Genomic DNA, 21228 nt, shown 5'->3' with positions numbered 1-21228 from the left:
ACAATTTATGAACAAAAAATTACGGATCCCAGGCCTGGCCTGGCGAGCAATGAAAATGTCAGTTCACCAATTTCTCATCATTCTGCTTTTTTGCGGATTTGCGTATGCCCGCGAAGCCGCCGGACAGGAAATACTCAGCAGGCCTGTTTCCCTGAAATTGGAGAATGTTAAATTAAAAAAAGTGCTTTTGTCGATTGAAAGTCAGACCAATGTGCGTTTTGTGTACAGTTCCAGTGTGATTGACATTAACCAGAAAGTGAATGTCAATGCTACAAACAAAAACCTGGATGCGATTTTAAGGGATCTTCTGAAACCGATCGCAGTCAGCTACACTGTTTCGGAAAACCGGATTTTACTTAAAACAGAGAAAAAGGAGGAGAAAGCACTTCCTCAGAAGCCCACGGGCACCATTGAGTCCGTAAATGCCGCTGCCCGGCTGCTTACCGGGACCGTCGCCGATGAAACAGGCGCCGGTTTGCCCGGTGTAAGTGTACTGCTCAAAGGGACCCAGCAGGGAACAACGACCGATGTAAATGGAAAATACCAGATCTCCGCGCAGACGGATTCCGATGTGCTGGTATTCTCCTTTGTGGGCTACCTGACCCAGGAAGTTGCTGTCGGCAGCCAAACTACCCTGGACATCACCCTCAAACCGGACACAAAAGCGCTGGAAGAAGTGGTAGTAGTGGGGTATGGAACGCAGAAGAAGGTGAACCTGACAGGCGCGCTTTCTATGCTGGATATGAAAACCAAGGAAAATACCCCGGTAACCAACGCCAGTCAGGCACTGCATGGTGTATCAGGACTTTGGGTAAACCAGGCAGGGTCACGTCCCGGCGCCGATAACGCCACCATTCGCATCAGGGGTGTAGGTACGACGAACAACAGCAACCCGCTGGTTTTGGTCAATGGAATGGAATACGATATGAATGAGGTGAATCCCAACGATATCGAAACGATTACCGTGTTGAAAGATGCTTCGGCCGCCATTTACGGTTCCCGCGCTGCAAACGGTGTTGTTTTGATCACGACCAAAACAGGAGTAGCAGGTAAAAGCAAGATCAGCTACAACTTCTCGCACGGTATCCAAAGCCCGACGATGATGCCGGACGTGATCTGGGACCCCATTCAGTATATGCAACTGAAAAACCAGGCACTGCGCAACGAAGGCAAAACCGTGGTGGACTATTCGGACGCGCAGATTGAGCAATACAGAAATGGAATGGCCAGCAATCCGTATGCTTATCCGAATATCAACTGGTTTGACCAGGTAATGAAGAATGGCTCGCTCAACCAGCACCATCTGCAGTTTTCAGGAGGAACTGACAAAACGCTTTACAAGCTATCCCTGGGTTACATGGACCAGAAAGGCGTGCTGATCGCCAACGATAATGCAAAACGCTATTCGATAGACCTGAACCTGTCTACGCAGGTAACAAACCGCCTGCGCGTAGGAGCCAATATCATTGCCAACTACCGCAAATCCACCGAGCCGGCAGATGGTACCGGCGGTTATTTTACTTCGCTGATGCGCGTACTGCCCATTTTTACGCCCTATGTGGAAGATGGCCGTTATGGTAACGTCGTGTTCAGGACACCCGGACGTAACCTGATCGAAAATCCGATGAAACTCGTAAAAGAAGGTTACCGCAAACCTACCGTGCAGCGCATTTTCGCCAAGCTTTTTGCTGATTACCAGCTTCCGTATGATATCAAGTACAGTGTCAACCTGGGTATCGACAAACTGGATAATGTGGAAAGACGCTTTAATTCAAGGGTAAATACCTACGATCCGCTTACGCTGGCAGTAATGAACTATGGTCAGACGGTTTCCTACAATGGTAACGTAAGCAACCTTAATCTGAACTTCTTCCAGACGCTTTCCTGGAACAAAACATTTGCAGGCGGGCACAACTTGTCTGCCCTGGTAGGAACGAGCTATAACGATTTTGACAACAGCCTGTTCAATGCGAGCATAGAAAACCTTTCGGGAAACATGCTTACTGACTTAAAAGCCAGCGCATTGAATCCGGTAATTGGTGGCGAAGTAACACGCGACAAGCTTACCTCCTTTTTCGGCCGGGCAAATTATGATTTTAAAGAAAAATACCTGCTTGAAGCGGTTTTAAGGTACGATGGTTCCTCGCGTTTTGGTCAAAATAACCGCTGGGGCGTATTCCCCGGCCTTTCTGCCGGCTGGCGCATTGACCAGGAAAGCTTCTTTGACGTAAACTTTATCAATCTTCTGAAACTCCGCGCATCTATCGGCAAGCTGGGTAACCAGGCTGTACCGCTTTACAGCTACCTCAATGTGGTTAATCTGGGCGCTGACTACTCGTTTGGCAATGTACTGCAACCCGGTGCTGCGGCTACTTCCTACAACGATCCGAACATTTCATGGGAAACTACCACCACTTACAATGCCGGCATTGATGCAGAGTTGTGGTCAGGAAAGCTTTCTGCTGAATTTGAGGTATTCAAGAAGAGAACATCAGGCATATTGCGGCAGGTAGCATTGCCTTCGCAGATCGGCGCATTGGCAGGTCCGCAAAGCAATATCGGGGTGGTGGACAACAAAGGTTTTGAACTTACCATGAGCCACAGAAACCGGATTGGTGCATTCAGGTATGAAATCCGTCCTTCTGTAAGTTATGTTAAAAACAAGATCGTCGACCTGAATGGCGAGACTGTAATCAACGGCAGAAGGATCCTGAAAGAAGGTTACGCACTGGACGCTTACTATTTGTTGCAGGCCGAGGGCATTTACCAGACACAGGAAGAAGTAAACAACAGCGCAAAAGTGAGCAGTGCGGTGAAGCCGGGTTATATCAAGTACAAGGATGTGGACGGCAATGGTACGATCAACGGAGACGACCGCGTAATCACCGGATCTTCCATACCGAAATGGAATTACAGCTTTGCGATCAACCTGACCTACAAACAGTTTAGCCTCAATACCTACTTTCAGGGTGTGCAGGGTATCAACATTTACCCAACTGCCAACCTGGCTTATCCGGTGAACAACGGCGCCGGACTGACCAAAGAATGGGCAACTGACTCGTGGACACCGGAAAACCGGGGCGCAAAGCTGCCTATCCTTACCACGCCGCAGGGAGCTTCGGAAAACTACCAGGGCTCAACTGCCTGGCTAAGAAGCGGATCGTACCTGCGCGCGCAGAACATTCAGCTCAATTATGCTTTTCCCGAGAAGTGGGTTTCGCGGGCATCGATCAGCAAGCTGAATTTGTTTGCCAATGTTCAGAACTTCTTTACTTTTTCGAAGTACAAAGACTCTGATCCTGAACGCAATATCACGGCTGATAACCTTTACGACTATCCCATGCTCAAGACTGTGAGTTTTGGTCTGAATGTTACTTTCTAATCCCACCTTAAAAAGACATTATGAAAAAGATAATATGCGTTTTTACGCTCAGCTTAGTCCTGGCCGGCTGCGGAAACGATATGTTGAATGTGCAGCCTAATGACCGGTATACCGAAGAAACGTTCTGGACATCCGAATCCAATGCGGTCATGGGACTGACCGGCTGCTACGCTGTTTTACGCAGTGCAGGCATGTACGGCGGCACCGCAACGCCCCTCTGGGAAGAAACGGCCACGCCCAATGCATATAATTACGACAACTCGGGAGGCTGGAACGTGATCGGAGCCGGTACCCAAACTGCCAGCAACTCGGCGATCATCACCAGCAGGTGGGACGATGCTTATCGTGGGATCGGACGTTGCAACACGCTTCTTGCAAAAATCGATGGCGTGTCCATGGATGCCGCATTGAGAAACCGGATGAAGGGAGAAGCCAGTTTCCTGAGAGCATTGTATTACTCCACGCTTGCAACCTACTACGGTGGTGTGCCTTTGATCCTCGACAAGCCAGACCCGGCTACCCAGTCGGAACTGCCGCGCAATTCGCGGGAGGAAGTGGTACAGCAGATCATGAAAGATCTGGATGCGGCCATTGCTGCGTTGCCGGTGAAGTATGCGGCTGCTACGGATAAAGGCAGAGCAACCCAGGGCGCGGCACTGGCTTTGAAAGCAAAAATACTGCTTTTTGAAGCGAGCCCGCTGGTGAATACGTCGGGAGATGTGGCTAAATGGAAGCTTGCAGCCGATGCAGCCAAAGCTGTTATTGATCTTCCGGGAATCGGCTATGCCCTTTTTCCAAACTACCGCGCATTGTTCCTTCCTGCCAACGAAAACAGCAGCGAGTCGATCTTTGACGTGCAGTTTATCGCGCCCCAGCAAGGCAACTCTTTTGACCTCATCGGTCGCCAGTACAATACGAATGCACCCGTGCGCGATCTTGTGAATGCGTACCTGATGAAAGACGGACTGCCGCAATCACAGTCGCCATTGTACGACCCAGCTAAGCCGCACGACAACCGCGACCCGCGTATGTACCAGACGATCGTATATCCGGGCGATGTGTTCCAGGGTGAGGTGGTTACCCCTTCCCGGTTTGTGGTAACCGGATATGGTACGAAGAAGTATACCATTTATGATAAAGAGGCCAACACCAATAATCTTCAGGATGGTCGCTCGGAGACCAACTATATGGTGATCCGCTTCGCAGATATATTGCTCATGTATGCCGAAGCGCAAAACGAAGTTTCCGCAGCTCCGGACGCAACGGTACTGGACGCGGTGAACAAAATACGCGCAAGGGCCGGAATGCCAACTGTAAGCGCAGGCAAAACGAAAGAAGAAATGCGTGAGATCATCCGTCTGGAACGCCGGGTAGAATTTGCAGGTGAAGGCTTGTACTATACGGATATCCGCAGATGGAAAACGGCCGAAAGGGTACTGAATGCGCCCGTTCTTACTTACGAGGCCAAGCCGATCATGACCCGCACATTCAATGCCCAACGCGATTACTGGTGGCCAATCCCGGATGTACAACGCGACAGAAATCCTAAACTTGAACAAAACGTTGGATACTAAAACCGGAACAACCATGAATGAAGGGATAGCACGATTGAAATACCTGATACTGCTCGCTGTACTGGCGACAGGCTACGTTTTTCAACCTTGTGTTGCTCAGGGTACCAAAAAAATTCCGGAAAGCTGGAAGCTGGGCACAGCTTCCGGCTTGTTCCCGGATTTGACACCCGAGACTTTACGCGAGGTGAAAGCAAGCGGCATTGAACACGTAGAGCTTAACTGGAAGCCGGATCTGGTAAATGGTACACCGGCGGAGCGACTGGCTTTTGTGAAGAACTTTTACCGGGATGCAAAAAAGGCAGGGCTGATAGTCTGGTCAACACATATTCCTTATGGGAAAAAGTTCGACCTGGCCGAAACCGATCCCGCAAAGAGGCCGGAGATCCTGCGCAATGCCAAAGAGTATATTGACCTGGCAATGGAAATGAAGGTGAAACAGATCGTGATCCACCCGAGTACGGAGCCGATTGCAGATGCGGAGCGGACAGCTAAAATAGCGGCTTGCCGGGAATCGCTGAAAGAGTTATCAGTGTACTGCCGGAAAAAAGGCGCGTCGCTCAACATCGAATGCCTCCCGCGCACCTGCCTGGGCAACACGAGCAAGGAAATCCTGCAGATACTCCACGGTATCAACAACATCGGCATCTGTTTTGACTCCAATCACCTCCTGAAAGAAACGCCCCAGGATTTTGTGAGGGCAGTGAACAAGCGGATCCGTATGCTTCACATTTCCGACTACGATAATGTAAACGAGCGCCATTGGCTGCCCGGAAAAGGAATTATCGACTGGAATGAAGTGATTTCAGCTCTTGTCGAAGTGGGTTACCAGGGTTCTTTCATGTACGAGGCTGTCAAGAAAGCCGATAACGATTACAGCTTTAAAGATTTGAAACCCAATTACGAATCTTTGAAAAAAGCGTGGCTAAATCAGGAATATGCGCAAGCCATTCCACCTAAATCCTTCCTCGTTTGTGGCGACAGCAAAATCCTGATTGTCGATTACAACAAATCCCGCGACAGCATTCCCCAGGTAATATGGAGCTGGGATGCGCACGAAGCCCAGGACCTTCCCGAGGAGTTCAGAAACCGGAAGTTCAACTCGACTGACGATTGCAAATCCATTAACAATGGAAAACAAATACTGATTTCTTCCTCGTCCGGAGCGATTGCAATCCTGAACGTGGCTGATAAAAAAGTTACCTTCTTCGCGGAAGTGCCCAATGCACATTCCATTACACTGCTTCCCGGCAACAGGCTGGCAGCTGCGGCTTCCACGCATGCCAAAGGAAACAAGATCATGCTTTTCGATCTCAACAAACCCAATCAGCCGCTCTTTACAGACAGCCTGTATTCAGCGCACGGTGTTGTGTGGGATGCCAAAAGGGAAAGCCTTTTCGCATTGGGCTTTGATGTTTTGCGGGAGTATAAATTGAATGGTAACAGTCTTGCCCTGAAAGCGCATTGGAAGATCCCCGGTGAAGGCGGGCATGAACTGGGCCTTACTTCGGATGAAAATACCCTGTTCGTAACCGAACATACCGGCGCATGGATTTTCAACCAGAACGATCATCAGTTCACGAAGATCAAAGGATTTCCCGATGCTGAAAATATCAAGAGCCTGAACCGGGACCGCTCCGGCCAGTACATTTTCACAATCCCGGAAAAAAGCTGGTGGACTTATCACGTACGTTTCCTTGCTCCCGAACGCAGCTTAGCATTCCCGGATATGAAGGTATATAAAGCCCGGTGGTTTTATCAGTGAGGATTCTGGTGTCCGGCAAACTGGGTTAGTACGTTTTAAGAAATTAGAAAGGCTCCGATGCAAAAGTCGGAGCCTTTTTTGTACACAACTCAGGCAGCTACCTGCTTGGCGAGCTGGATATTGGCGATGATCCTGATGTTTTCACCCAAAGCCAGGCCCCCAGTTTCAGTCACTGAGTTGAATGTAACATTGAAGTCTTTGCGGTCAATCACCCCCGTCACTTCAAACCCTACCTTCGTATTGCCCCAGGGGTCCCTTACGGTGCCGCCATATTCTGCTTCCAATTCCACTTCTTTGGTAATACCTTTCATCGTCAGGTTACCTTTCAGTTTGTATAAATCGGCTTTGATTTTGGTAAATGAGGTGGATTTGAAGTTGAACTGCGGATAAGTTTCTGCCTCGAAGAAGTCGCTGTTCTTCAAATGCTCATCACGCGCAGGCTGCCCTGTATCCACGCTGTTTACATCGATCGTGAATTCAATTTCTGCATTCCCGAAATCATCTCCGTCGGTAACGGCTTGGCCGTTGAAGGATTTGAATGATCCTGTTACTGTTGAGATAACAAGGTGTTTTACCTTGAACAGAACTTCCGAATGCATGGGATCTACATTCCAAACTATTTTTGACATTGTGCAAGAGTTATGTTTATACTGATCATTGAACCATTTCTGATTGGCAGCACAAACATAGATCTTGTAACTATTCATTATATAGTAGTATACCAAAGGTTAGTAGTAACCTCTGGTATAGTGCACCGATGCGAAGCTCTCAACCAGCCGCTATTTTCTTCCGAAAAATTTCTTCTTGGGCGTATCCTTTTTGATGAGATCGTCCAAGGTTTCTGCGACCTCGATCGGCAGGTCCGTTTCAAGTATGGACGCGCCGTCTTTCACAATGGAGATGTACGCAGCCTTTCTTTCCTCGGCGCTTTTGAGCTTGTCGTAAGAGGAAGCCGCCGATATCATGCACATGGTGCCTTTTTTGTGGAGCATGGTGTAAAGCTCCTGGTTGTCGGGCTTCACACGCGGACCGATATAGGCGATCATTTGGGTAAAAGGAATGCCCGCCTGCTCGTATTCGTCAAACTGCTTTTTGTTCGTGACAAATGCGGAAAACATGCGGTCCTTGTTATCATCGAGGTAGAACCTTGCCTCTGCGGGATTGTGCACTGTGAGCATGACGAAGGCGTCGGCTTTGTGTTTACGGATCAGGTCAGCCGTCATTTTCAAAGGCACGTCTTTGCGGTCCAGGTTCAGGATTGTTTTCCCCCGCGCCCATTCAATGACCTCCGCTAAGGTCGGGATCTGAAAGTTGGTCACATTACCTTCGGCATCTTTCAGCCTGAACTTTTTCAGTTCTTCATAAGTGTAATCTTTCAGGTTTCCCGTTCCGGTCGTGGTGCGGTCCAGCGTGGCGTCGTGCATCAAAACGATCACGCTATCCTTGGTCAGCCGCGGATCGATCTCGAAAAATGCCGGCGTATGTTTCAGCGTATTTTCAAAAGTAGCAATCGAATTTTCAGGAAATCCCTTCACCATACCACCGCGATGTCCCGCAATCAGCAGCCTGTCGTTGCCTGTATATTTGAAAAAAGCATGCATTTCCTTCGCACTGCCGGATTTGATCACATTCAACTTATCCTGTGCACAGACTGAAAAACTACCGCTGAACGTCAGCATACCTGCTAAAATCAGGCCGTAAATGGGTCGCGTTTGCATATATGTTTTGTTAAAATCAGGGGTTTGGCTTGTCCTCGATTTTGCATAAAAACAGCTAACCTACTTACCCCAGGTTATCTCTTTGTATACAATCGATTTATAACCGTCCCGTTCATAAAGCACTCCGATCGTCTTTTTTCCTGTTTTTACAAGATCAGAGTACGCAGTAAAGTCCCTTTCACCGGCGTTGCTTTTATCCACTACATACTGTTTCGTCCATGTTTTTCCATCATCGAAACTGATCCTTAATGTGAGGTTATCACGGTTTTTGGTGTCGGCAGCGTTGGAGAATGCGAGGATGTTTTGTTTTTTGTTTTTGCCAATGGTCAGAATGCTTCCTTCGCATACGGGATCCGGCAGGTTGTGGTCAAAATAAGTAGTATCCCATTTCACACCACCATCACTGCTCACCGCCACAATGCGCGCACGCACATCGCCGTGCTGGTTTCTGGCATTGAACATGACCCTTCCACCTGAAATTTCTGCCGTCGTAGCTTCGTTGGAGCCTTCAAAAGAAATGGTTTCGCTCAGTTTAAATGTCTTGCCGTGATCGTCGCTGTAAAAGCCATGTGCCTGGTAATCTGCACTTTTGGGCTTTGGATCTCCCGCAGAATGGTTGGCGGCAATGTAGATCCTTCCTTTATACGGACCTTCGGTAAGCTGCATGCCGTGCCCGGGCGTGTTGGCATAACTCCTCCAATCTTCGCTGAAATGATAAGCCGCATTCACGTCCGGCATGTTGGGTTTGTGGACCTGCGTGGTAATGTTCACAGGTTCTGTCCAGGTAGCGCCGGCATCGGTTGAGGTGATATACCAGACCTCGCGCAGTCCTTTTCCCTTCCTTACTTCGCCTTCGTGGTTGTTACCGGTATTGTAAAACAAAAACAATCGCCCTTTCGGAAAAGCCGGATCGCTCAGGTCGAACACCGGGGCCGGATTTCCGGCTTGCAGCTTATCGTAACCCGCCACCACTTGCGACGCCGACCACGTTTTGCCTTTATCCTTGCTGCGTTTCATCACAATGTCAATATCACCAAAATCACCACTTCCGGCCACGCGGCCCTCTGCAAATGCAAGCAGGTCACCATTCGGCGCGCTTACAATGGCAGGGATTCGGAATGATTTATAACCTTCCGCGCCCGACACAAATACGGGCCTCTGCGCCTGGACGGCGAACTGGCAGATCAACAATGCGATGAGGGTGAATTTTATCATTTTCATATTCAAAAGTTCTGTTTTTCAGTTTCCACGATGTTTTTCGCTGCTTCCTTTCCGACCAATTCCTGCATCAGCTGCGCGCAATACCATTCCTGTCGCGGCAGGTGGAATGGGCCTTTGAACAAATTGCCTTTGGCCGTTTGCGCCACGCTTCCGTCGCGGTGCAGGTAACCAAACCATTCGCCATGTTCCTGGTCGTGGAAATGGGTATAAGCCCAGTCGTGCACCAAGGTGTGCCATTTGGCGTATTTTTTATCCTGCGTGAGCGTATAAGCCAGCAGCGTGGCGATGATTACTTCATTATGAGGCCACCAGAACTTCATATCCTGCCAGTATTCCTGCACCGGCTTGCCATAAACATCCCTGAAATAATAAATGCCGCCAAACTCCTTATCCCATCCCCGCTCCCACATATAATCGAGCATTTTGCAGCCCAGCGCGATCAGGCTAGGATCGTTGTTGCGGTATTTGGCTTCGTGTAAAATAAACCACGCCCCTTCGATCGCGTGTCCCGGATTCAGCGTGCGGCCATCAATGTGGTCGATAATGCTGCCATCCGGCGCCACTTGCTCCATCACGCATTGGATATCGTCTTTGACAAAATCCCTTTCTATTTCTTCAATAAACTGGTCGATTAATGCATCACAACGCGGATCACCGATGGTTTCGCGGAGCTGCTGGGCGGTGTTCATCAGGATCATCGGCACACCGATTCCCTTGGTGGGGCGGGTGGATGTGAACTTCGGTTCGAGCAGTCCCGGAGTGGTTGCGTATTCAATGCATTTGCCAAAGAGATAACGTGCTTTTTCGGCGGCTTCGGGGTCGCCGCTGGCTTTTGCGTAGGCTGCATTGGCGATGACGGCGAATGTTTCGGAGAAGAAATAGCGGCGTTTGCGAATGGGCTCACCTTCACGCGTCATATGAAAAAACATGCGTCCGTCGGTGTCAAAACAATGTTTATTTAAAAAATCAATCCCTGATTTCGCGGCTTCCAGCCATTCTTGCCTCGGCTCCACGGTGTTGTATAATGTCGCCAGCAGCCACGCCGTGCGGCCCTGGATCCAGACAGCCTTGTCGTCGTCGATCAATGTTCCGTCGTGATCACGCATTAAAAGATATCCGCCAAACTCCTTATCCAGCGACCTCGGGAACCAGAACGGCAACGTGTCGTTCAGCAGCTGATTTTTGTAAAAATCCCCAAGGTTTTCCAGTTCTGATTTTGTGTAATGCATTGCTTTTTATTTTACTGCTATTGAAAAAGTCGAAGCAGGCAAACCCGCCTCATTATAAAGATTTGCGCGTGTGAATGGCTGATAGGCGTATAAAACATTCTTAACCTGCTCGCCAGTCGGAATAGTAATGATCACTGCGTCCGCTTCGATCCTGGCATTGGCCAGCATCCGTTTGCCGCTCTCGGTTACCAGTTCAAAGCCGGTCAGCGGCGCATTGTTTTTGGTTGAAAGCTTCTGTTTTGGTAAAGCTTTATTTTGAGATAATGTTGTTTTTTGATTTAAAAACTGAATCCGTATTGATCCGTTTTTCAATGTGGCTTTTTCGGGAATCGGACCATTGGCAATTATAGGCTTATGATAATGGTCCCGAAGCGCCAGTAATGCCAGCCGCTCCCCTACTTCCTTTTTGCGGGTCGGATGCACATTTAGTGAGTCACCAAAGTCGTAGCTGACCGCCATGCCGGAATTTGGAATTTTAGTCAACAGCTTTCGTTGCGAATCCCGGAATTCGGGCCAGTAGGGTCGTTCTATGCTGGATAATTGGACATAATAAAATGGAAATGTATCATTCCACTTTTCGCGCCAGCTTTTGACCAGCATCGTAAAAAGCTGCTCGTGCAGCGGCACATTGAACACATTGCTTTCGCCCTGATACCAGATCACGCCCGTAATCGGGAAACCGGTGAGCGGCGCGATGCCTGCCTGGAAACTGTAACCGGGCTGGTAAGGGTGCTTTTGATATTTGGATTGGGCATTACTCATGTTTTTGGCGGCACGCTCGCGGCACCAGTCCATAACCAGGTCGGAATGCGACCAGTCACCGAGCATGCCAGCGAATTGCGGATCTTTTTCCAACAGTGCGCGGTCGATCCAGGACTCTGTCGGAGAGCCGCCCAATGCGACCTGGATGAGGCCGATGGGCACATTGGTTTCTTTTTTTATTTGTTTACCAAAATAATAAGCAATCGCTGAAAACGAGGCGGCAGATGCTTTATCGAGCGTTTTCCAGTTGCCTGAGAAGAATTCAAACCTGTCAACTTTCTGCAATGCTACGGAATCCCAGGCCACATCACCAGTCGAAACAGCGCCCCCTAGTTTCAGCAATCGCATATCCGAATTAAACTGATCCGCCTGCAATTCGTCTGGCCCGGTTTGCGCATCCCGCAAGGCAAAATCCATGTTCGATTGTCCCGAACAAAGCCACACATCGCCAACATGCACATCATTTACATTGATTTTCTGCTCATTTACAGCAACGGAAATCACATACGGACTACCCTCTTTCACAGCCGGAAAAACCACATTCCATTTCCCGGATTGATCCGCTTTTGCTCTGATCGTTTGACCCAAAAACTGAACCGTAACATCGCTCCCACCAGCCGCTTTTCCATAGATTTTAATGGGCTTGTTTCTTTGCAAAACCATGTGATCCGAGAAAACCGGGGCCAATGCAAGCTTGCTATCCACGCCATTTTGGGCTTTGGAAAAATCAAAGGTGAGCACATTCAGCAGCAGCAAAAACAGGAACCTGACCATCATTCGTACATTGTTAACCCTTTCAAATCACGATTTGCAGGCATTATTAAACTAAATAAATAACCAAAAACCACGCAGCTTACCAGGCCGGTGAAGGCGTACATCAGTAAATGAATGCTGGTATAATGCTGGATCAGGATCTGCGTGAAGCAGCTGATCGCCATGCCGATCATCACGCCGTTTCCACTGGCTTTTTTGGTAAAAATGCCGAGGATAAATGCGCCGCCGATGCAGCCTGTGAACAAGCCAAGAATGGTGTTAAACTTATCCCAGAGCGAAGAAACGCCCTTATGCGCCATGTAGAGCGCAATGCAGGTCACGAAAATGCCGAGTAACAATGTGGTGGTTCTGGCAAAAAACAGCGTTTGTTTCGGTGTGACTTCGGGTTTGAATTTTTGGTAAAAATCGGTGGTCAGCAATGTGGCCGTGGAGTTCATGCTCGCCTCTGTGCTGCTCATTGCTGCGGCAAAAATGCCTGCAATAAGCAACCCCGACAATCCTGCCGGAAGCTGGCTCACGATATACCACGGAAATATGTTGTCCTGATCACTCAAAGCCATATTAACCTCCTGCGGATGCTCGCGGAAAAACAAAAACAGCAAAGTCCCGATCGAGAAGAAAACCAATGTCGAAGGCAATGTGAGCCACGCGCCGAGTTTCAGACTTTTGATCGATTCTTTTTCGGATTTGGTCGTCAGGTAACGTTGTACGGTGGTTTGGTCTGTCCCGTATGTCAGTAAGTTGATAGCCAGCCCGCCGATAACCACCACCCAGAATGTGGGTTCGGTGAAATCGAAACGGAAATCGAAGACCTTTAATTTATCGGCGTTGTCCAATGCCTTGAAGCCTGCATCCCAGTCGGTGATGTGAAACGGCAGGTAAAACAGACAAAACAATGCACCGGTTGCCAGGATCAGAACCTGGATCACTTCCACCCAGATCACAGCCTCAATGCCGCCTTTGACGGTGAAGAAAATGCTGATCGCGCCGATCATGATAATGCAAATGTTGATGTCGATGCCTGTTACCAACGTCAGCGCAATGCTCGGAAGCAGCACCACGATGCCCATCCGGCCGATTTGGAGCAGCACGTAAAGTGAGGAGGCCATCACGCGCGAACCGTAATTGAAGCGCTTACCCAGGTATTCATATGCCGACGTCACGTGCAGCCTTCTGTAAAACGGGATGAAATAACGGGCCACCAGCGGCATCACCATAATGATAGTCATAAGCAGGAAAAAGTACGTCCAGTCGGTCCCGTACGTTTTCGCTGGAATGCCCATGAATGTGATCGCACTGAGTTTCGCCCCGAAAATGCTGATGCCCGCAGCCCACTGCGGAATGCGCTCGCCGCCTTTGAAATAGTCGTCGGTGTTGCTGGTCTTGCCGGTAAAAAGGAATCGTCCGGCCGTCATCAACAGGAAACAAATGCCCAAAACGGCCGAGTCGATCCAGGAAAAGAATGGCTTGTGCTTAATGCTGCCTTTGGTAATGATGGGTGTGCGCGTGCCGGGGCGGATTTCGCCGCTGGGGATGAAAATGTCGTTGTCCCATTTCACGGCAGTGGTCGTGACCTGCGCCGGACCCGGCAGCGCATCGAGGGTCGTCCAGGCGTTAGTAATGGTGTTGTATAAATAAATGTCTTTGCTGAAACCTTCATGGGAAGTCAGCAGCGCTACTTTTTCAGTTTGCAGTTTTTGTTTCAATGCTGCGGTTTCCGCTTTTGCAATCTGCGCATTGAATGTTTCGATCTGGTGAAACACATTGCCTTTGTCCCCGCCGATGAGCAGGATGTAGGAAGCGCCGCTGGCCACGCCCGTCCCGGCCGACCAGGTGGTAACCTGCTTTCCATCACTGATATCGGCCAGTTTCCGCCACGTTTTTATGGCCGGATCAAACGTAAAGTTGCTGCTATGCAAATCACTGATCCCACTCGCCGTCGCGCTTCTTCCGCCCAGCACATACACTTGCGGCTGCTTGCCATTGTGCTGCGTCACCACCACCGAATGCGACATGGCAACCGGCAATGCGGGCAGGATTTCCCACTTCGGCGCAGCATCCGAGAGGTTTAATGCAAAAAACTGGCTGGACGGCTTGCCATTATTTTCCCCGCCTGCCACATAAATGACGTTACCAATGCTGGTCGCGCCGGCATTGGCCAGCGCAACCGGCATATCCGGTAAGGGTTTAGAAATTATTTCTTTTTTTACAGCATTCCATTGCATTAAAAATGCCTTGTTGCTAACGCCATTCTCCTGCTCTCCGCCGAGACAAACAATGCCGTCCGCGACAGTCGCGCTGGCTCCGTAAGCCGTTTTAACGGGCAAATGAGCTGTGTTGGCAGCGATCCATTCGTATACATCCTGCTTTTTCTGCAAGACATAAATCTCATCACGGTACACCTTTTTGCCGCCTTCCCAGGGCATACCATTGGGGAAATTTGCACCGCCGCCCACGATGAGTACACCATTGTGCACGCCAGTGAATGCACCGGCTACGCCCAGCTGTTTTTGGCCGTCGGATGCGGGCGGCAGGTTGGTTAATTCCGTCCACACGATCTCATTCGCCTTTTGATCCTGGGCATGCAGGGTTGGTGACCACATAAAATGTAAGCAAAGTAGAAAACAGAGAAAAGAAATCTGGCGCTGCATCAATGAGTGGTTTTGGCCATCGCCTGGCCTGATTTAAATGTATCAAAATCCAGCGCGGCAACGTCCGATTGGAATGCGTCAAACTGCGCCTCGCTCATGTTTTTTACCGGCAGGCGAAATGTACCACAATCCATCCCAACAACCTTCATATAAGCCTTACCAACGGAAATCCCACCGTATTTGCCCAAAAGGCGGATCATATCAATCGACTGCTGCTGCAACGCGCCCGCTTTGGCCATATCATTTTGTTCAAATGCCTCGATCAGCGCATGATACAGTGGCGCGGCGTAGTTGAATGTGCTCCCTACTGCGCCTTTCGCACCCACGGCCAGCGCAGAAAGCATGTTTTCATCGCGTCCCCAGAGCATATCATATTTGCCATTTTGGAAATTCAGACAAGATTGAAAGTCCATGAAATCCTCATGCGTATACTTGATGCCCGCGAAATTTGGAATCCGCCCGTCAATCGCTTTCAGCAAATCGAACATGGGAAAACCGACGCCCGTAAGCACGGGAATGTGGTAGTAGTAGAACGGCATCTCTGGCACCCGCTCCGCAATGGCGATAATGCATTCGGCCAGCATTTCCACATTAGCGGGTTTAAAGTAAAACGGGCTCGTAAACGAAACCGCATCCAATCCGATCTGTTGGGCATGTTTGGCCAGGTCAATGCAATCTGCAAGGCAGGTTCCGCCCAGCAGCGGCATAATGGTGAAATTCTTATCGTCGCCGGCGCAATCTGCCCACGCCTCGGCCACCTGCTTTTTCTCGGAAACGGTCATCGAAACGCCTTCGCCCGTGGAGCCGCAGATGAATGCGCCGTTGATGCCGTTTTGTTTTAAAAATTGATAATAGGCCGGGATCAAATCCAGGTTAAGGCTGCCGTCGGCGCGCATGGGTGTAAACGGAGCGGCAATGAGGCCTTTCAAATGTAAATTCATTGATCTTAAATATTGAAATGTAAAGCTCTCTATGTATTTGATTTTATTCGGAATGTTCTCTGAGAAGGCTTGCGAAGGTTCAAAAAGCGGAGTTTACTGTTGTAAATGAGCATTTTTGAACCGAGCGTAACGCACTCAGAGGACATTACGGGCAAAATCAGTTAGGTCTTGCAGTGGTGTAACCCGGCGTCTGTGCCACGAGCGGATCATTGGTCCAGATGGCAGCCTCGATCGGCCACAGAATTCGGTAAGCCTGGGTGGTTTTGTCCAAGACTCCATAAGGATGGTTTGCACTCCTAAATATAAGTGGTTCAGCCCCATACTTCATCCGGCGCAGGTCGTACCAGCGCTTTCCTTCGTGTACAAATTCTTTGGTGCGCTCCTCGAAAATCGCCAGCTCGTTGGCATCTTTCCCTGCATTCTTAAATGGCTTCGGATCTTTCGCAGGCGCAAACGCGCGGTCACGCACGGGCTGAATGTATTGTGTGGGATCGCCGCCTTCTGCATTCGTGATTTCGGCCAGCATTAAGAGGCGGTCGGCTTCGCGGTAAACGGGCCAGTCATCGGAAAAATAGCGCTTGTTGGCATCAATCGTTCCCAGGAATTTGACCAAAGCAGTGTTCCTGATCGTAGTTACATAGGGTTTTACGTCCGTGTTTACTTTGTAATAATCATAAAAAGTCGCATTACGCCTGCTGTCTGTCATATCGTAAGACTGGAAGAGCTCGAAGGTGTAAGCATACCGCTGGATCACCTGCTGCGAATTAGGCGCGGCCAGTACGAGCGGGTCCACGAGGAAATTCCCTACTCCTGCACTCGCCGTTGAATCCTTATAATGCAGCCCGTTGAAATTGAAAGTCGAGTAAGTGTAAGCCGCCACGCCATTCATTTCAGCCTCTCCCACCCGGAAACGGATCGCGAAAATGATCTCGTTGTTGTTCTTCTGGTTATAGGCAAAAACATTGGCAAAATTGGGCAGTAACGCGCTGCCTGTCACTGCATTCAATCCAGTTTTGGCTTCCGCCAGATCGGCTGTTGCGCCATACACTTTGGCAGACCACAGAAAAACCTCTCCTTTCAGCATCAAAGCCGCATTCGGCGACCATTGACTTTTATCAGTAACCGCAGCATGCGCGCCAAAAAGCGAGATAGACTTGTTTACATCGGCCTTCACCGCCGCCAGCACATCGGCCTCGGCCGCACGGGCTTTCCGCAAAAGCACGGCATCGGTGGTTCCATTCAAAACATCGGCTTCCAGCACCAGCGGCACGCCGCCGTAAGTTCTCAGCAAATGGAAATAGTAGTAAGCGCGCATGGCATAAGCCTGACCCAAAAGGTAACTTTTACGCGTTTCAGGCAGGAAACTGATTGCTTCCACTTTTTGGATAAACAGGTTAATCTGCAAAATAGGCCCGTAAAATCCCGCCCAGTTGCTCACGCCCGAAGACGTTTCTTCGAGCCGCTGCTCGATCACCGGAAGCTCATTCAGGGACGTGGCCTGGCGGTCTACCGTGCTGTAATTTCCACCGCGCAACTCGCCCAGGCGCAAAAACTGAAACTGGTTATCGCGGAATTGCTTGTGCAAGCCCACCATAAAATTGCTAACCTGCGATTCGTTCTGCCAAAAATTGCTGTCCCCGAAATAATCCTGCGGAACAAGTTCAAGCGCATCCTGGCAGGAGCTGCCCAGCACTGACAGCAGTGCCCAGCAGATGTAAATTCTGATCTTTTTCATCATGTCAAAAAGTGAAGTTGGCTCCGATAATAAGGGTGGTAGGAATAGTATAAGCGCTGTTTTGCGAGCCGGTGCGCTCAGGTAGGCTCAGCATTTTGTTGGTCACATAGCCCAGGTTCTGACCCGTGGCAGTAAATGTTAATCCGGCGATCTTGGCCCGCTGCAACAACGACGAGGGAACGGTGTAGCTCAGGGAAACTTCGCGGAAAGCGAGGTAAGACGAGTTTACCCAGAACATGCTGCTCGGCCGGTCGAAATTCTTGGAATTCAACTGATCCGCCCAGGTATAGCGCGGATATTTTGCGTTTGGGTTTTCGGGTGTCCAGGTTTCTTTTACCATTTCGGTTGCATTGAATTCGCCCTGGAAGCTGCCCAGCGACCACATTTGCTGGAAATCCATTTGTTTATGTCCCAATGCAAAGTCCATCCTTGCGAACAGCGAGAGGTTTTTCCAGCGGATCGTCGTGTTGAAACCGCCCGTCCATCTTGGAATCGTCCGCCCCAGTGAAACCATGTCGCGCGTGTCGATGGTGTCGTTCTGATCGAGATCTTTCCACATCATATCGCCCAGTTGCGTGGAGATGTAAGTGGCCCGGTTCAGGTTTTTTGAATTGATCAGTGCATTACTGGCAACCCGTTTTCCGGCTGATGCACCATATTGCACTTCGCCAGCGGCAATGTCTATTTTATTGTATTTGTCCAGATCTTCACCTGTGCGGATGATGCCGTCGCTCACGTAACCAAAAATTTCACCCGGCTCCTGCCCTTCCTGCAATCCACCCGCCCAGATCACATTGCCTGACCGCGGATCGTAAATGCGCTGTCCGCCCTGACGGTTATTCGCATTGCCATTAAAGGGCAGTTTCAGCACCAGATTCTTGTTATAGGCCGCATTCGCACCAATCTGCACAGTGAAATCTTGTTTCTGAACAGCCTTGAAAACGCCTTCCAGCTCCACGCCGCGGTTGCGCATGCTCCCGTTGTTGGTACGAATGCTGGTAACACCTGCGGATGTCGGCAGCAATACGCTGGCAATTTTGTCCGTAGTCACGCGGTTGTAAACGCCAATGTTGGTGGTAATCCGGTTATTGAAAAATCCCATTTCCACACCCGCTTCCACCGTGTTGCTTTTCTCCCATTTAAGGTTCGGATTGGCTACGCCGGTTTGCAAAAATCCAATGCTGCCATTGTAGGGAATTTGCGAACTGTAAGCACCCTGTAACTCGTAAACACCGATTCCATTATTTGTACCAATGCCAATGTTGCCATTTTTACCATAACTCGCACGCAGTTTCAAGAAGGAAAGCCATTGCTGGGTAGACGCCATGAATTCCTCCTTATGCACAAGCCAGCCCGCAGAGAGTGCCGGGAAAGTGCCAAATTGATTATCGCCGATCAGCCTTGAATATCCGTCACGTCTTACTGTAAACGAAGCCAGATATTTGCCGTCATAATCGTAATTCAATCTGGCAAAACCCGAGATAATGCGCTCCTGCGTGTGGTAGGAATCGATGGTGCGCGTGTTGGCGTCGTTGATCGTCAGGCCGAGATCCTGGAAATCGTCTGTGGGCGCGAGCCTTCCGGCTGCGGAGAAACCACGCGTGGCTTCGTCGTAATATTCAAATCCAGCCATGGCGTCGATGTAGCTTTTGCCGAGAAATGATTTTTTGTAGTTCAAAATGGCATTGTAAGTCTGACGAATGGTGCGATCGAAGCCTGCGGATGATGCCCTGTCCCGGTTCCAGCCTGTGTTCGGATTGGTCGCGCTCATGATTCCGATCCGGAAGTCGCGGTTGAAAGATTCGGCTTCGGCCTCGTCGTACATTAATATCCCGCCCACACGCAAAAACAAGTCATCGCTGAAATCCACCTTGAATGCTTGCCCGAGCGTGAATTTGTCGGACTGGTTTCTTCTTTTGTACTTGTCCAGGTTCAGGCTGGGATTGCCGTCGTTGGCATCGCGGCCGAGGATAAGCGCTCCATTTGCATTCGTTCCACGCATGGTCGGTGGCGCAGAAAGCATTCTGCCCCAGTAGTTTGCCTCGCCATTTTGCAGCGACTGATCCCGCCAGTTGGCCTTTGCAAATGCCAGACTGCTCTCCGATTTCAGCCAGCTTTTGATCTTGTAATCGCCATTCAATGTAAAGGTTAACCGGCGATAGAATGTGCCCAGCGAAAGCCCGTCTTCATTGTAATATCCCAAATTGGCATAATAACCCCCTTTTTCATTCCCGCCATTCATCCCAATGTTGTAATCCTGCGAAATAGCGGGTGATTTGAATGCATAATCGCCGTAATTGAAGCCTTTGTAAATCAGATCTGCATTGGTGCCGTTGGGATCGTAAGCGCCTGCTTCGTTGGTTTTGATCGGATCTTTCATCGTTTTCCAGCCGTCATTTGCACTTAGCAACTCACGGTTCTGGTCGGTGAGTCTCATTGTGCTCCATATCGCGCGCGAATCGTAGTTTCCGTCGAGAATATTGCCGTTTGCATCCTTATATAAGTTGCCTGTACCGCGCGGGCCAACGCCGCTGAGCAACGATGAAGTGGTTACACCATTCTTGATGGCTTCCACCACGCCCATCCGCGTCCATTTGATGTAATCTTCTGCATTGAGATAATCGTAAGGCACATTCAGGAAGTTGATCCCGGTTTTGGATTTGAATGTAATAGAAGAAGAACCGGCCTTACCTCTTTTAGAAGTGATCAGCACCACACCGTTGCTGGCGCGCGCGCCGTAAATGGCTGTGGCAGAAGCATCCTTCAACACTTCCATACTTTCAATGTCATCCGGGTTAATGTCGCTTAATGACCCGCGGACCTGGCCGTCGACCACGATCAGCGGACTTCCGCTGCCATCGAAGTTGGTCCCGCCGCGTAAGGTGATCGTTGCCACAGATCCCGGACGGCCTGTGGAAGTGGAGACCCGCACACCTGCAATGGTTCCGACCAATGCCTGCGCCGGATTGGAGCGCATGCCCGTTTCCAAAACCTTGGCGTCCAGCTTGGCTATGGAGGAAGTAATCTTGGTCCGGCTGGCGGATCCATAACCCGTCACCACGACTTCATTCAATGAAGAAACATCTGGTTTAAGAAAAATATCAAGCGTCGCAGCCGCGCCCACGGGCACTTCATGGATCACGTAACCTACCATTCTGAACTGCACCACATCGCCGCCGCTCACCTGGATCGAATAATCGCCGTCCACCGAAGTTTCTGTGGCAACGCTTTTTCCTTTGAGCAAAACCGTGACGTTCGGAAGCGGTTGCTTGTCGTCCTCGGAAACCACCTTGCCGGTGAGTAACCTGCCCGACTGCGCTTGCAGGGCCATCGCCAGGCAAACCCCGGCCAGGCTCAGAAGCACTTTCAGGCGTGTAATGTTAAATTTCATAAAAGGTTAAGTTTTAGGATTTGTATTATGTATGACATAATAAAGGTAAAGTGTTGGCGACGTTGATTCCAAGCATCTTGTGAAAATT

At 49.8% G+C, this 21228-nt stretch carries 12 protein-coding genes; 3 read left to right on the top strand and 9 right to left on the bottom strand.

Annotated elements, in window-relative coordinates:
- The first annotated feature begins 7 nt into the window (after positions 1-7).
- The 3 genes from AC1XTG_RS20075 to AC1XTG_RS20065 are packed head-to-tail and all read left to right on the top strand — an operon-like array spanning position 8 to position 6718.
- Positions 8-3382, top strand: coding sequence for a TonB-dependent receptor (locus tag AC1XTG_RS20075; RefSeq protein ID WP_484843178.1), 3375 nt, complete (start codon positions 8-10; stop codon positions 3380-3382).
- A gap of 20 nt (positions 3383-3402) precedes the next feature.
- The gene (locus AC1XTG_RS20070) at positions 3403-4956 is read left to right on the top strand and encodes a RagB/SusD family nutrient uptake outer membrane protein (protein WP_484843177.1); all 1554 of its coding nucleotides are present in this window, start codon (positions 3403-3405) and stop codon (positions 4954-4956) included.
- A gap of 13 nt (positions 4957-4969) precedes the next feature.
- The gene (locus AC1XTG_RS20065) at positions 4970-6718 is read left to right on the top strand and encodes a DUF6528 family protein (RefSeq protein WP_484843176.1); all 1749 of its coding nucleotides are present in this window, start codon (positions 4970-4972) and stop codon (positions 6716-6718) included.
- Between the two features lie 89 nt (positions 6719-6807).
- Here AC1XTG_RS20065 and AC1XTG_RS20060 read toward each other — a convergent pair whose 3' ends face one another.
- From AC1XTG_RS20060 to AC1XTG_RS20020, 9 genes are all read right to left on the bottom strand, one after another.
- Positions 6808-7347 (bottom strand): YceI family protein, encoded by a 540-nt coding sequence (locus AC1XTG_RS20060; RefSeq protein WP_484843175.1) that lies wholly within the window; start codon positions 7345-7347, stop codon positions 6808-6810.
- Between the two features lie 150 nt (positions 7348-7497).
- Positions 7498-8436, bottom strand: coding sequence for a glycerophosphodiester phosphodiesterase family protein (locus tag AC1XTG_RS20055; protein ID WP_484843174.1), 939 nt, complete (start codon positions 8434-8436; stop codon positions 7498-7500).
- A gap of 60 nt (positions 8437-8496) precedes the next feature.
- Positions 8497-9657, bottom strand: a complete 1161-nt coding sequence (locus AC1XTG_RS20050) for a sialidase family protein (RefSeq protein WP_082489187.1) — start codon at positions 9655-9657, stop codon at positions 8497-8499.
- 2 nt (positions 9658-9659) lie between these two features.
- Complete coding sequence (locus AC1XTG_RS20045; protein ID WP_484843173.1) at positions 9660-10886, bottom strand: AGE family epimerase/isomerase; 1227 nt, start codon at positions 10884-10886, stop codon at positions 9660-9662.
- Positions 10887-10892: 6 nt separating this feature from the next.
- Positions 10893-12425 (bottom strand): sialate O-acetylesterase, encoded by a 1533-nt coding sequence (locus tag AC1XTG_RS20040; protein WP_484843172.1) that lies wholly within the window; start codon positions 12423-12425, stop codon positions 10893-10895.
- Positions 12422-15025: a sodium:solute symporter family protein gene (locus AC1XTG_RS20035; protein ID WP_484843171.1), complete on the bottom strand. Its 2604-nt coding sequence runs from the start codon at positions 15023-15025 to the stop codon at positions 12422-12424. The genes AC1XTG_RS20040 and AC1XTG_RS20035 overlap by 4 nt, the downstream gene beginning before the upstream one ends.
- A gap of 47 nt (positions 15026-15072) precedes the next feature.
- Entirely contained in the window at positions 15073-16014 is a 942-nt protein-coding gene (locus AC1XTG_RS20030; RefSeq protein WP_484843170.1) for a dihydrodipicolinate synthase family protein, read from the bottom strand.
- A gap of 157 nt (positions 16015-16171) precedes the next feature.
- Positions 16172-17749, bottom strand: a complete 1578-nt coding sequence (locus AC1XTG_RS20025; RefSeq protein WP_484843169.1) for a RagB/SusD family nutrient uptake outer membrane protein — start codon at positions 17747-17749, stop codon at positions 16172-16174.
- 4 nt (positions 17750-17753) lie between these two features.
- Complete coding sequence (locus AC1XTG_RS20020) at positions 17754-21140, bottom strand: SusC/RagA family TonB-linked outer membrane protein (protein ID WP_484843168.1); 3387 nt, start codon at positions 21138-21140, stop codon at positions 17754-17756.
- Between the last annotated feature and the right edge of the window lie 88 nt (positions 21141-21228).

The organism is Dyadobacter sp. HNCC25DJ183 (assembly GCF_056895175.1).
This window is presented reverse-complemented; position numbering and strand designations above follow the sequence as displayed.